Origin of the sequence: Motilimonas sp. E26 (genome assembly GCF_021278025.1) — a bacterium.
GTDB lineage: Bacteria > Pseudomonadota > Gammaproteobacteria > Enterobacterales > CBDFNC01 > Motilimonas.
Genome location: NZ_JAIBHJ010000003.1, coordinates 238,057 through 250,974, shown reverse-complemented (window position 1 = coordinate 250,974; position 12,918 = coordinate 238,057). Strand labels below are relative to the sequence as shown.

Here is a 12,918-nt window from a genome sequence, read left to right as displayed (position 1 = left end):
ATTGATTAAAAGTCAACTGCTCTACCAACTGAGCTAACAACCCGTATTTATCTTTAAATTTTTATCTTAATTCTAGAGTGCCTGTGCTGACTTTCGCAGTTATGCTCTACACTTTCAACTGCAACACTAACAACCCGAATTTGTTCTAAATTTTGTCTTACTTACTTCAACATCAAACCGATGTTTTAAATTTGGTGGGTTGTGAAGGATTTGAACCTTCGACCAATTGATTAAAAGTCAACTGCTCTACCAACTGAGCTAACAACCCGAATTTTCGTTTAAATTTTTCTTTCGCTGGAATGATAACGCTGACTTTCGCAGTTCTGCTCTACGCCTTCAACTGCAGCACTAACAACCCGAATTTGTGTTTAACATTTTCTTTCGCTGGAATGCTAGTGCTGAATTTCGCAGTTCTGCTCTACGCTTTCAACTGCAACACTAACAACCCGAATCTGTGTTTGAATTTTTTTCTCTGGAATGCTAGTACTGAATTTCGCAGTTCTGCTGTACGCTCTCAACTGCAACACAAGCAACCAAATTTTTTCTCTTAAGAGATGGAACGTTAGTTATTTATAACGACCTAATCTGATTTAGATTCTTTAAACTGTCACCTAAATCCGCTAAGCAAAGCCGCCTAGGCAACGGCGGCTAATATTACGGATTTCTAAATCCAGTGCAACTTAAAAATGTATTTTTTTTCCCGACTGCTTACTTATCAGGCAAACAAGCTAAATTAGTAGCAATTGCGATACATTTTTTTTACTTTAAGGCTGAAACTCGCGGCTCTGCTAACTTTGCAGAAGATGAACCAGGATAATCAGTAAGGACTTGCTCGTATAAACTAATCGCTTCTGCTTTATTTCCTAAGTACTCAGCAATGATGCCACTTTTTAACAACGCCTCACCCCGTTTGTTCGAATCAGGATATTTATTCGCCACAATATCAAATTCTTTTTTCGCAGCTTCACGCTGTTCAGCATTAAATAGTAGCTGTCCAAGCCAATAATGCGCATTGGCGCCATAACTTGAATCGGGATAAGTTGAGATAAAACCTTGGAAGGCCACTATCGCTTGATCATATTGCTTGTCTTGAAGAACGAGCTTCACTGCATCTTCATAAGCTGACTTTTCATTAACAGGAGCTGCATTTTCTGTCGCGTCAACAGCAGGCTCCACCACAGCGGGTTGCGAGAGTTTGTTATCTATTTCCTGATACAGTTCACGTTGACGAGTCTGGATCTGCTCAATCTTATGATTTTGCCGTTCCATTGATCCCGTTAGACTATTCATCTCACTTTGCAATTGATTCAGCTGTTGCTGGATATCAAATTGCATTTGGTTTCGTGCATCTATCATACGCTCAAGAGTGCTCAGACGAGTCTCAAGATCACCCTTATTACCACTGTTACGAGCATCTGTTACCGGTGCGGCCGCATAAGCAGTCACAGCCGTAAAAAGAACGGCCACAGAGATGGCCGTTTTCATTATAGTTTGCATAAGCTGTAGCTTACCCTTAGTAAATTAATACTGCGCGACGGTTTTCTGCATAGGCCGCGTCAGAATGAGAAAAATTAGCAGGTTTCTCTTCACCGTAACTCACTGTGCTCAGCTGAGTTGCAGGAACCCCCATGCTTTGCAAGTAACGTACAACCGACAATGCACGACGCTCGCCCAGTGCGATGTTATACTCTGGCGTACCACGCTCATCGGTGTGCCCTTCAATCGTTACTGATTTTTGTGACTCAACTAAATATTGTGCATGGGCGTTTAGTACCACACGATATTCAGGTGCAATTTCAGACTGATCGTAAGCAAATGAAATAGTGTTCTCTAAAATTGCTTGGCCGTATTTAGCAGCAAGCTTTTCCTCAAACGACATATCCATTGGTGAAATAGCATCCGTATCAACGCCGCTATCGCTTCCATCTGTCACTTCAGCACCATTATTCATTTCTGAACTTTGGTCTTCAAATTTTTTATCATTCGAGCTACATGCTGCTAGCGTCATTAAAGGAAGAGTGATTGCTAAGCCCTTTAATATTTTGTTCAATTGCATAAATTATTCCTGTTACTGTTAATTGCTAGATTAATTTAAATAAGGCGACCAAGCTGGCGCCCTTACTTCACCGCTACGAGCAGGCAGTTTCGCTTTAAAACGACCATCCATTGAGACCAAAGCTAAATTCTTTTTACCGCCATAAATTGTGCTGTAAATAATCATACTGCCATTGGGGGCAACACTGGGTGATTCGTCAAGGCTAGATGCAGTAAGTACAAATAAATCACCCGTTTCTAAATCTTGGCGAGCTATTTGGTACTGCCCTTTATTACGGCTTACCATCACTAAATTTTTACCGTCAAAAGTCAATGAACCACCTAAGTTCATCTCACCTTCCCAAGTCAAACGCTTGGTCTCATTGGTGGCTAAATCTACTCTATAAATTTGTGGTTTACCACCGCGCTCAGACGAAAATATCAACGATTTACCGCTAGGATCCCAACTTGGTTCGGTGTCTATTGAGCGGTGCGAAGTCACACGTCGCAAATCACGAGTGCGGATATTCATAACATAGATATCTGGCTGGCCGTCTTTTGAAAGTACCATTGCCATTTGTTGGCCATCAGGTGACCATTTAGGCGCACCATTAATCGATGGGAATGAGGTTAACTGAGTGCGCTCTTGGGTATAAATATCCTGAATATAAATCTGCGAACGATTGTTTTCAAAACTAACATAAGCCAATTTACGGCCATCAGGTGACCAAGATGGAGACATGAGAGGCTCTTGCGAGCGAACAACTAATTTTTCACCAAAACCATCATAATCTGAAATACGCAACTGGTAAGGGTATTTGTCTGTTTGATCAACAGCAATATAAGCAATACGTGTTAAAAAAGCCCCTTTCTCACCCGTGAGTTTTTCGTAAACGATGTCGCTAATACGATGAGCGTACTGACGCATTTGACTTTCTTTCACCACGCTGCGGCGTTTATCTAATACATAAGTTGCACTATTACCTTGCTGACCACTAATCACGTCCACTAATTCAAAGGTCACTTGATACTTACCGGGCTCAGGCATCGTCACCACGCCAGTCACCAAGGCTTCCGCGCCTAAACTGGCCCAAGCATTAAAATCAATGTCTGAACTCAATGATGGCGTTTGTGGCATTTTAGAACGAGCCAATGGATTAAATTTACCACTGCGCATTAAGTCGGTACTGACTATTTCAGCTAAATCTTGTGGCGCAACGCCCTCACCTTCAAATTTAAAAGGCAGCACTGCAACTACGCGAGCGGTGTCGACACCCTCCGTGACGACTATCTCTAGCTTGGCGTGAGCGTTCGCAATCACTGCGAACCACAAACCAATTAACATCAGTAATTTATTTTTCATAATTCGAAACGTTCCTTTTATGACCCTAAGTTTATGGCTCTAAACGTAAATTAAAATCTTTAAATTCAGCTAACACAGCCGGATCTTTAGGTACAGGCAAACTATTCGCCTGGCGCACAGCGGCAATAGCAGAGCGACAAACCTGACCATCACCTTCTACCCGTTTTGTTTCAAGCACCAAACCGTTATTCGCTAAGCGAATATTAAGTAAGCAATATTTACCTTTCCAACCCGACTCAACCCGCCAATTGCGCTCAACCTTGTCTTTGATCAAGGCCATATATTTACCTTTCTCAGAGATCTGACGTGAAGTTAAAGCATTGCTTTGCTCAGCCGCAAACTCGGCAGCCATTAAGGCCTCCAACTCACTTTGTCGCTTTGCTTCTGCTGCTTTACGCTTGCGCTCTGCCGCTTCTCGCTCAGCTTGTTCTTTGGCTTTTTTCGCTTCTTCTTGCTGGCGCTTTTTCTCTGCCTCAGCCTTTTTAGCGGCTTCTTCTGCGGCTTTCTTCTCTGCTTCTGCTTTCTTGGTTTCTTCTAATTTCTTTTGTTTCTCGGCTTCAGCCTTCTTCGCCGCTTCTTCTGCTGCTTTTTGTTCTGCCGCTGCCTTAGCTGCTGCTTGCTCTGCTGCCACGCGCTGCGCTTCTTTTTCTTTGCGAGCTTGCTCTGCTTGCAGTGCCTTTTGCTCAGCTTCCTTACGTTCAGCTTCTTTTTGTTGCCTCACTCTATCTGCCTGTTGCGCCGCTTCTTCTGCCAGTTTGCGTTCGGCTTCTTTCGCTGCTAATGCCGCTGCAGCGACTTTTGCAGCCTCTTCTGCTGCAGTACGCTCTGCTTCTTTGTTCTTACGCTCAACTTCAAGTTGCTCTACTTTTTTTTGTTCGGCAAGTTGTCGTTCACGCTCTTGCTCGGCTAATTCTTTTACACGCTCTAATTCTTCATTAGCAGCGGCAATACGCTCCGCTTCATCGCGTCGCTTTTGCGCTTCTTTTTGTTTAATTTTGCTAACTTGTGCGTCAACTGTCGCTTGATCGATCACCACAGCATTAATAGCAGAGCCTGACGGAGGCGGTGTCGGCTCCTTCTTAAAATCAATCCCTACGATAAAAACAATGGCCAATACCACATGCAACACACAAGCAATGATAAAAGGTAAACCAAATCGAGACTTCACGGCATTCCCTGCTATTGTTCTTGTGGCTGAGTCATTAAGCCAACCGATGGCACCCCAGCTTGTTGTAATAACACCATTAAACGAACAACTTGTTCATACGCCACTGCGCCATCACCTTTCACCACAACAGGAACAGTTGGGTCAAGCTGCATGTGAGCCTGCACTAAAGAAATAAGCTCACTATCCGCTAATGGCTCATCACTACTGTCACCAACATCTAAGAAGTAATTACCATCAATATCAACCGAAGCCACTAACGGTGGCTTCGCATCTTGTGACATTGACTCTGCTTCAGCTGTTTGCGGCAGGTCAACTTTTACCCCTTGAGTAATAATCGGCACTGTCGCCATAAAGATGATCAACAGCACTAGCATAACGTCAATGTATGGCACCACGTTGATCTCAGCAACCGGTCTACGGCGTTTGCGTTGATACCCCCCGTACATCATGCTTGGCTTCCTTGTTCACTCATGGATTGACGTTGCAATATCGACGTAAACTCTTCCATAAAGTTAGCATAGCTGTTTTCAAGGCGACCTACTTGGTGAGAAAAGCGGTTGTAAGCAATAACTGCAGGAATAGCAGCAAACAACCCCATTGCGGTTGCAATCAAAGCTTCAGCAATACCGGGAGCAACCATGCTTAGCGTAGCCTGTTGCACTTCGCCTAAGGCGATGAAGGCAGTCATAATCCCCCAAACCGTACCAAATAAACCAATATATGGACTGATTGAACCTATGGTTGCTAACGTAGGTAATGATGATTCTAGATCATCAATTTCACGTGATAAGGTCACGCGCATCGTGCGATAGGTGCCTTCCATTAAGGTTTCTGGTGTGCGACCTACCGATTTATGCAAACGAATGTATTCTTTAAAACCAGCGTGAAACAATTTTTCGCTGCCTTGCAAACTTTCACGTCGTGCTGAACTTTCTTGATAAAGTTTAGAGAGATCGATACCTGACCAAAATCTGTCTTCAAACCGGTCAACACTTTTATTCGCTAGCTTAAGTGCTTTATTACGCTGAAAAATGATCGTCCAAGACGCCAGTGACATACCAAGTAAAATAAGCATGACCGCTTTAACTAAAAAGCTGGCTTGAGAAATCAACCCGATAAACGACATATCTGCGTGCACTGACTATTACTCCTGCTGAAAAATCGCCATCAACCAGCGATTAAATTCAAATTAATTTATGATTAGTTCTATCTTGCCAAACCACACCTCGGCTTGGCTAATTTCGGCGCTACTATAGCTGAGCTTTTCTCACTAGGATACGTGATACAGCCTAAAATTAATTTCACCTGACCGCAAATAAAAAAAGATTCATCTTCCAACTACAATCAGTATCTTAAGTGAATACCCTTTAAAATCGAAAAAAATAAAACATTCGTCTTTTCTGCAACAAATGAATTTTAAGATTAGCCTCTTTAGATTACAGCTAAGTAAAAAGTTTAATCTTTCTGGTAACCTAAATGCAAATAGGCACGGTCTGTGGCAATTCGTCCACGTGGAGTGCGTTGTAAAAAACCTTGCTGAATCAAATAAGGCTCCAGCACATCTTCAATGGTCTCACGCTCTTCACCAATGGCAGCTGCAAGGTTGTCTAAACCAACAGGCCCACCCATAAACTTATCGATAATGGCATCCAATAATTTGCGATCCATTAAATCAAAACCTTGGTTATCCACTTCCAGCATATCTAACGCAGCCTTAGCCGCAAATTGATTTACTTTCCCTTCGTGTTTTACCTCTGCGTAATCGCGTACGCGACGCAGCAATCGGTTAGCAATTCGTGGCGTACCACGTGAGCGCCTTGCCACTTCAATACAGGCATCACCATCCATATCCAACGCTAAATAATGGGCGCTGCGTTTAACAATCTGTGTTAAGGATGGCACATCATAAAATTCTAGGCGCTGCACTATGCCAAAACGGTCCCGTAGAGGAGAGGTTAACGAACCCGCTCTTGTCGTTGCGCCAATAAGAGTAAAAGGTGGTAAGTCGAGCTTAATTGAGCGCGCCGCAGGACCCTCACCTATCATAATATCAAGCTGATAATCTTCCATCGCGGGATAGAGGATCTCTTCCACCACCGGACTCAAACGGTGGATTTCATCAATAAACAGCACATCATTGGGTTCAAGGTTAGTTAGCAGTGCCGCTAAATCCCCGGCTTTTTCCAGCACCGGGCCTGAGGTGGTTTTAATGTTTACCTCAAGCTCATTGGCAACAATATTCGCTAAGGTGGTTTTACCTAACCCCGGCGGACCAAAAATCAGCAGGTGATCAAGGGCTTCACTACGACGACGCGCCGCCTCAATGAAGATTTCCATTTGGCTTTTAACTTGCTCTTGACCGGTATAATCTTGCAGTAACTTAGGTCGGATGGCACGGTCAACCACCTCTTCTTGTAAACTCGCACTACTGCTGATCAGTCTATCCGCTTCTATCATTTATTTTGCCATTACCTTTTGTCATGACGACTTGAGTTAACAAACTGGACGCTTGTTATGTTACGCCATTGTCCGCAGAGCGTCGCGGATCAAGCTCTCACAGCTCGCCCCTTCGCTATAAACTTGCTTAACCATTTTTTCTGCTACGGCAGGTTTATAACCGAGTGAGATTAATGCGCCGATGGCTTCACCTTTTTCATCAGTGGCCGCGGTCACGGCAACGCTTTCTTCATCTCTTGGCAGCGCAGGGTTAAACAGATCCGCACCAACCCACCCTTTAAGCCTGTCTTTCATTTCAACTAATAAACGTTCGGCGGTTTTCTTACCTACACCCGGTAGCTTAACGAGTCCGGTGACATTATTATCTTCAATGCACTGCACAAACTGATTCGCCGTCATCCCTGATAAAATCGCCAGTGCCAATTTTGGCCCGACACCATTAACTTTAATTAATTCACGAAACATGGCGCGTTCAAGTTTATCGGTAAAACCGTACAATAACTGTGCATCTTCACGCACCACAAAATGGGTATAAACCACCGCTTCATGGCCCGGCTCTGGTAAATGATAAAACGAACTCATCGGCAGCTGCACTTCATAACCGACACCTGACACCTCAATTAAAATTTCTGGGGCTTGTTTCTCAAGTAAAATGCCTCTAAGTCTTCCGATCACTGCGCTCAGTCCTGTTGGGTTGAATAAAATAAGCTAGGATAGAAAACAACTGGATGAATATCCAGTTATATTTATTCTCAGTTTGATTTAAACCTATCGCCATCATGTAAAGTTTGTTTTAACGCATCCGCCCACGTACGGTTTTTCGCACTTGCCCCGCCATTGCAATAAGGCTAGATTGCGTCGCCCCATGGCACATAGCCACCGCCAGCGCATCGGCCGCATCCGCTTGTGGTACGCCGTCTAATTTTAATATGTGTTGGACCATATGCTGCACTTGCTCTTTTTTCGCGCCGCCCGTGCCCACCACAGCTTGCTTAATTTGCCGCGCCGAATATTCTGCCACTGTTAGCTGTTGATTGGTTGCCGCCACAATTGCCACGCCACGCGCTTGGCCGAGCTTTAACGCCGAGTCAGCATTTTTCGCCATAAACACTTGCTCAATGGCAAACTCATCGGGTTGATATTGCAAGATTATTTCACTAATACCGTTGTAAATCGTGTGTAAACGCGATGCTAACTCATCGCCTTGGGTGCGAATACAGCCACTGGCAACGTATTCAAACTTGCCACGAATAAACTTTACCAAGCCAAAACCTGTGGTGCGCGAGCCGGGATCAATGCCCAGAATTATTGCCATTTATGTGCCTGTATCATGTTGTGCTATACCAACAAAAAAGGAGCCTTAGCTCCTTACCAACGATTAACCAATAATTAAACGATTTAATTGGCAATAGTAAGCTGAATAGTTCGAAGCTTCATCAAGGATGTATCTAGGGCGTCTTCGAGATATTCAGCTTGTTATGACTCAATAAAAACCAGCTCAACAGTCTTAGCTTTATCATTTATATTGATAAAATGCGGACTACAAGGTCGCCGCCACTTCATCAGAAATATCACCGTTGTGATATACCTCTTGTACATCATCATCGTCTTCTAAGATATCAATCAAGCGCAAAAACTTAGCCGCCGTATCGGCGTCTAATTCCGCTTTGGTCGAAGGCACCATGGTCACTTCAGCATTTTCAGCGGTAAAACCCGCTTGATCAAGAGCGTCCTTTACAACCCCGAATTCTTCCGGCGTAGTAAACACCTCTAAGCTACCATCATCATGGGCAAGCACATCTTCTGCGCCGCCTTCAAGGGCCGCTTCCATCAAGGTGTCTTCATCTACTTCTGCGTCATAGGCAATCACGCCTTTTTTCTCAAACAAGTACGCAACCGAGCCATCTGTGCCTAAATTACCGCCCGCTTTGCTAAAAGCATGGCGCACACTGGCAACAGTACGGTTACGGTTATCGGTCATAGTTTCCACCATCACCGCCGTGCCACCTGGGCCATAACCTTCATAGATAATGGTTTCTAACTCTTGACCATCTAGCTCACCAGCACCACGTTTTACCGCTCGCTCAACCGTGTCACGGGTCATATTATTAGATAATGCTTTATCAATCGCTGCACGCAGTCGTGGGTTAGCGTCTGCATCCGAGCCTCCCTCGCGTGAGGCAACGGTTAATTCGCGAATAAGTTTGGTGAAAATTTTACCGCGTTTAGCGTCTTGCGCCGCTTTGCGATGTTTGATGTTGGCCCATTTACTATGACCTGCCATGACAGCCTCCGGATTTATTTTGTTAACGCTAAAATAACCTGGCGATTAGTTGCTGAGCTTGCTAATGCTGCCGCCTCTTTGAGGGGCAACCAACAGTGCTCACTGTGCTCGGTAAGAGAGATCTCACATTGAGCGGGAAGCGCTAAAGTAAATTGATGTTCAATGTTCGTTGTGACCCCTTCAGCATAGCGTTGACGCCATAAGGGTCGAATTTCGTAGCTTACTTGTTGATTTAAATCATTCAGAGTTAAACCTTGTCCGTCGATATCAATGCCCGTTTCTTCCAATACTTCACGAGCCGCTGTTTGATAGGGCGTTTCACCTGCTTCCAAACTGCCGGTCACCGATTGCCAGAAGTTAGCATCATCTAAGCGACGTAACATCAGCGCCCTGCCCTGTACGGTGTAAATCACTACCAGCACAGATTCAGGGCGCTTAGCCATTAGGCCTGTTCCTCATTTGCCTTTTCAGGCGCTTTTATAACTTCAATGTTCAAATCAGCCAGCGCCGCAGGATTAGCTTGACCCGGCGCGTTGGTTAACGGACACGCTGCCGTTAACGTTTTCGGGAATGCCATAACGTCACGAATAGAGCTCGCGCCTGTCATTAGCATCACTAAGCGGTCTAAACCAAACGCAAGACCTGCGTGCGGCGGCGCACCAAATTTAAGCGCTTCCAGTAAGAAGCCAAATTTCTCTTCTGCTTCTTCATCGGTAATACCAAGAATACGGAAGATAGTTGCTTGCATTTCTTGGTCATAGATACGTACCGAACCACCGCCTAACTCACAGCCGTTTAATACCATGTCGTAAGCATCAGATAATGCGTTAGCAGGATCTTGCTCTAACTGTGCTGGCGTTAAACCTGTTGGCGCCGTGAACGGGTGATGCAGCGGTGTTAAACCACCATTTGGTAGCTCTTCAAACATTGGGAAGTCAACCACCCATAGCGGCTTCCACTCGTCAGACGTTAAGCCTAAATCTTCACCCACTTTCAAGCGCAGTGCGCCCATGGCTTCAGCCACCACGTTAGCTTTATCGGCACCAAATAAAATGATGTCGCCATCTTTCGCGCCGGTACGTTCAAGTAAAGCGGCAATAATTTCAGGCGTAAGGAACTTCGCGATTGGCGATTGAATACCATCCACACCTTTTGCCACTTCATTCACTTTCAACCATGCTAGCCCTTTGGCGCCGTAAATGTTTACGTACTTGCCGTAATCATCAATGTTCTTACGCGACAATGACGCGCCGCCCGGTACACATAATACTGCCACGCGGCCTTTTTCATCATTGGCTGGGCCAGAGAATACTTGGAACTCAACCTCTTTTAATAAATCAGCAACGTCCACCAGCTCCATTGGGTTACGTAAATCTGGCTTATCAGAGCCAAAACGACGCATCGCTTCAGCGTAAGTCATGCGCGGGAACTCGCCTAAATCAACGTTTAGTAAGTCTTGGAACAACTGACGGATCATTGATTCCGTTACCGACATCACTTGGTCAGCGCTCATAAACGAGGTTTCAATATCGATTTGGGTAAATTCAGGCTGGCGATCCGCACGTAAGTCTTCATCACGGAAGCACTTAACGATTTGGTAGTAACGATCCATGCCCGCCATCATCAGCAACTGCTTAAATAACTGTGGCGATTGTGGCAATGCAAAGAAACGACCGTGGTGGGTACGGCTTGGCACTAAATAATCACGTGCACCTTCTGGCGTCGCTTTAGTTAGCATTGGCGTTTCAATATCTAAAAAGCCATTGTCATCAAGAAAGCGGCGCACTGAGCTGGTTACGCGCGCACGGAATTTAATTTTTTCCGCCATATCAGGGCGACGTAAATCTAAGTAACGGTACTTAAGACGTTGCTCTTCGCTGTTTTTTTGATGATCGTCCAGCGTTAATGGCAGCGGCGCTGATTTGCTTAAAATCTCTAAGTTTTGACCTAGAATTTCAATGCCGCCCGTGCGCATATCTTTATTCACTTGGCTTTCAGGGCGTGCACGCACTTTACCGGTAACTTTTACACAAAACTCATTGCGCAAGCTGCTAGCAAGCTCAAACACATCAGCTAAGTCTGGATCGTAAACCACTTGCACTAGGCCTTCACGGTCACGTAAATCAAGGAAAATCACGCCGCCCAAATCGCGACGTTTATTTACCCAACCGACTAATTCTACTTGTTGGTCAATGTGTTGTTCGTTTACTTCGCCGCAATATAAGGTGCGCATGCTGGTTCGTTCCTGTTCTGGTTTTACTATTCGATACTGAAGATGGCTAACTGTACCATCACACAGGGTAAATTTAAGATTCTTTCGCTGCTAAATTCTTTTTCGAGCCGGTTTTAAAGTCGGTTTCATACCAACCACTGCCGCCGAGACGAAAACCCGGCGCAGAAATAAGCTTAGTTAGTTTTGGCTCGGCGCATTGGGGACAATCCTTTAGCGGATCATCACTCATGCGTTGCATTTTCTCTAATTCATGGCCACAGGCCTGACAGCGATATTCATAAATCGGCATTGTCTATCTCTGCTAGTTACTATTTTATCTTTAACACACTTGATTCCATCAAGTGCAAACGCGCTATTATAGAGGAAAAGCTAGGCAAGGGTAAATCGTGCAAAACACATCAGCAGAGACAAAATTACGCATTGGCATGGCGATGTGGTCAGAAAAGGCGTGGCAACCACGTTTAACCCGTCAAACCGAGACGCCTTGTAGTGCGCTTTATCATTACAGTCGTGTATTTAACTCGGTAGAAGGAAATACCACTTTTTATGCCCTGCCCACTCCTGCTGCAGTGGCAAAATGGCGCCAAGACACGCCCGAAGATTTCAAGTTTAGCTTAAAGCTGCCGCAAACCATCTCTCATCAAAAGCGCTTATGCGCCGTTAGCCATGAGTTAAGTGAATTTTTTAACTTATTTGCACCGCTACAACACAAAATCGGTCTGGTTAAATTGCAACTACCGGCCAGCTTCGGTCCCGATGATCTGCCGCTGCTAATGACCTTTCTCAAGCAATTACCCCGTGACTGGCAATATGGCGTGGAAGTGCGCCATTTAGCGTATTTTGCCAAAGGCGAGATTGAAAAGCGTTTCAATGGCTTTTTAATCGAGCAACAAATGAATCGCATCATTATGGACTCGCGGCCGGTGTTTTTAGCCGATGCCAGTAACCCCGTTATTCAGCATGGCCAAACGCAAAAGCCAAAAGTGCCAGTGCATGCCATTGCCACCAGCAATCAACCCGTGGTGCGCTTTATTGGTGATATAGCGCTAGAAAACAATCGCGCTTTGTTTTTACCTTGGGTCAGTAAAATTCAGCAATGGCTAAAACAAGGCAAATCGCCCTACTTATACGTGCACACCGCCGATAATTTACAAGCGCCCGAGCTAGCTGCGATGTTTGCCGAGATGCTGGGTGAACCCGCCGCTTGGTTTAACCTGCCTGAGCCTGAATTTGATCAGCTGGCGATGTTTTGAAGTATATACCCAATCAACCTGGAGAGGCTTGATTTCAGCAAGATTTTACACGCGTTTAGGCAAGGCATTGATTGCAGGTAATGGCTTCTCCTTATCAAAATCAATAACACAGCATAAACGCGTGTA

General features: G+C 44.9%; 14 protein-coding genes and 1 tRNA gene. 1 reads left to right on the top strand and 14 read right to left on the bottom strand.

Annotated features, from left to right (window positions below; genetic code table 11):
- Nucleotides 1–192: 192 nt before the first annotated feature.
- The 14 genes from K1M91_RS04060 to K1M91_RS03995 all read right to left on the bottom strand — a co-directional run bounded on the left by K1M91_RS04060 (nucleotide 193) and on the right by K1M91_RS03995 (nucleotide 11,828).
- A tRNA-Lys gene (locus K1M91_RS04060) sits at nucleotides 193–268 on the bottom strand.
- A 491-nt stretch (nucleotides 269–759) separates the two neighbouring features.
- Nucleotides 760–1,485, bottom strand: coding sequence for a tol-pal system protein YbgF (gene ybgF / locus K1M91_RS04055; RefSeq protein ID WP_232800270.1), 726 nt, complete (start codon nucleotides 1,483–1,485; stop codon nucleotides 760–762).
- A gap of 28 nt (nucleotides 1,486–1,513) precedes the next feature.
- Nucleotides 1,514–2,056 (bottom strand): peptidoglycan-associated lipoprotein Pal, encoded by a 543-nt coding sequence (pal, locus tag K1M91_RS04050; RefSeq protein WP_232800269.1) that lies wholly within the window; start codon nucleotides 2,054–2,056, stop codon nucleotides 1,514–1,516.
- A 30-nt stretch (nucleotides 2,057–2,086) separates the two neighbouring features.
- Nucleotides 2,087–3,397, bottom strand: coding sequence for a Tol-Pal system beta propeller repeat protein TolB (tolB, locus tag K1M91_RS04045; protein ID WP_232800268.1), 1,311 nt, complete (start codon nucleotides 3,395–3,397; stop codon nucleotides 2,087–2,089).
- Between the two features lie 31 nt (nucleotides 3,398–3,428).
- Entirely contained in the window at nucleotides 3,429–4,565 is a 1,137-nt protein-coding gene (tolA, locus tag K1M91_RS04040; RefSeq protein WP_232800267.1) for a cell envelope integrity protein TolA, read from the bottom strand.
- Between the two features lie 11 nt (nucleotides 4,566–4,576).
- Entirely contained in the window at nucleotides 4,577–5,014 is a 438-nt protein-coding gene (gene tolR, locus K1M91_RS04035) for a protein TolR (protein ID WP_232800266.1), read from the bottom strand.
- A complete protein-coding gene (gene tolQ, locus K1M91_RS04030; protein ID WP_232800265.1) occupies nucleotides 5,011–5,703 on the bottom strand; it encodes a protein TolQ in 693 nt (230 codons plus the stop codon). Before tolQ ends, tolR begins: the two co-directional genes overlap by 4 nt.
- Nucleotides 5,704–6,020: 317 nt before the next feature.
- On the bottom strand, nucleotides 6,021–7,022 hold the full coding sequence (gene ruvB, locus K1M91_RS04025) for a Holliday junction branch migration DNA helicase RuvB (RefSeq protein WP_232800264.1): 1,002 nt from the start codon (nucleotides 7,020–7,022) through the stop codon (nucleotides 6,021–6,023).
- Between the two features lie 60 nt (nucleotides 7,023–7,082).
- Nucleotides 7,083–7,697: a Holliday junction branch migration protein RuvA gene (gene ruvA, locus K1M91_RS04020; RefSeq protein WP_232800263.1), complete on the bottom strand. Its 615-nt coding sequence runs from the start codon at nucleotides 7,695–7,697 to the stop codon at nucleotides 7,083–7,085.
- A 118-nt stretch (nucleotides 7,698–7,815) separates the two neighbouring features.
- Nucleotides 7,816–8,337: a crossover junction endodeoxyribonuclease RuvC gene (ruvC, locus tag K1M91_RS04015; protein ID WP_232800262.1), complete on the bottom strand. Its 522-nt coding sequence runs from the start codon at nucleotides 8,335–8,337 to the stop codon at nucleotides 7,816–7,818.
- A gap of 225 nt (nucleotides 8,338–8,562) precedes the next feature.
- Nucleotides 8,563–9,306 (bottom strand): YebC/PmpR family DNA-binding transcriptional regulator, encoded by a 744-nt coding sequence (locus tag K1M91_RS04010; RefSeq protein WP_232800261.1) that lies wholly within the window; start codon nucleotides 9,304–9,306, stop codon nucleotides 8,563–8,565.
- Between the two features lie 14 nt (nucleotides 9,307–9,320).
- Nucleotides 9,321–9,749 (bottom strand): dihydroneopterin triphosphate diphosphatase, encoded by a 429-nt coding sequence (gene nudB / locus K1M91_RS04005; RefSeq protein WP_232800260.1) that lies wholly within the window; start codon nucleotides 9,747–9,749, stop codon nucleotides 9,321–9,323.
- Nucleotides 9,749–11,539, bottom strand: coding sequence for an aspartate--tRNA ligase (gene aspS / locus K1M91_RS04000; RefSeq protein WP_232800259.1), 1,791 nt, complete (start codon nucleotides 11,537–11,539; stop codon nucleotides 9,749–9,751). The genes nudB and aspS overlap by 1 nt, the downstream gene beginning before the upstream one ends.
- A gap of 73 nt (nucleotides 11,540–11,612) precedes the next feature.
- Nucleotides 11,613–11,828, bottom strand: a complete 216-nt coding sequence (locus tag K1M91_RS03995) for a zinc ribbon domain-containing protein (protein WP_232800258.1) — start codon at nucleotides 11,826–11,828, stop codon at nucleotides 11,613–11,615.
- A 97-nt stretch (nucleotides 11,829–11,925) separates the two neighbouring features.
- Here K1M91_RS03995 and K1M91_RS03990 point away from each other — a divergent pair, with 97 nt between their 5' ends.
- Nucleotides 11,926–12,792: a DUF72 domain-containing protein gene (locus K1M91_RS03990; RefSeq protein WP_232800257.1), complete on the top strand. Its 867-nt coding sequence runs from the start codon at nucleotides 11,926–11,928 to the stop codon at nucleotides 12,790–12,792.
- The last annotated feature ends 126 nt before the right edge of the window (nucleotides 12,793–12,918 follow it).

What these genes read in the sequence shown, in the direction of transcription:
- ybgF (WP_232800270.1), bottom strand. Translation starts at nt 1,485, where the DNA reads ATGAAAACGGCCATCTCTGTGGCCGTTCTTTTTACGGCTGTGACTGCT.
- pal (WP_232800269.1), bottom strand. Translation starts at nt 2,056, where the DNA reads ATGCAATTGAACAAAATATTAAAGGGCTTAGCAATCACTCTTCCTTTA.
- tolB (WP_232800268.1), bottom strand. Translation starts at nt 3,397, where the DNA reads ATGAAAAATAAATTACTGATGTTAATTGGTTTGTGGTTCGCAGTGATT.
- tolR (WP_232800266.1), bottom strand. Translation starts at nt 5,014, where the DNA reads ATGATGTACGGGGGGTATCAACGCAAACGCCGTAGACCGGTTGCTGAG.
- ruvB (WP_232800264.1), bottom strand. Translation starts at nt 7,022, where the DNA reads ATGATAGAAGCGGATAGACTGATCAGCAGTAGTGCGAGTTTACAAGAA.
- ruvC (WP_232800262.1), bottom strand. Translation starts at nt 8,337, where the DNA reads ATGGCAATAATTCTGGGCATTGATCCCGGCTCGCGCACCACAGGTTTT.
- K1M91_RS04010 (WP_232800261.1), bottom strand. Translation starts at nt 9,306, where the DNA reads ATGGCAGGTCATAGTAAATGGGCCAACATCAAACATCGCAAAGCGGCG.
- nudB (WP_232800260.1), bottom strand. Translation starts at nt 9,749, where the DNA reads ATGGCTAAGCGCCCTGAATCTGTGCTGGTAGTGATTTACACCGTACAG.
- aspS (WP_232800259.1), bottom strand. Translation starts at nt 11,539, where the DNA reads ATGCGCACCTTATATTGCGGCGAAGTAAACGAACAACACATTGACCAA.
- K1M91_RS03995 (WP_232800258.1), bottom strand. Translation starts at nt 11,828, where the DNA reads ATGCCGATTTATGAATATCGCTGTCAGGCCTGTGGCCATGAATTAGAG.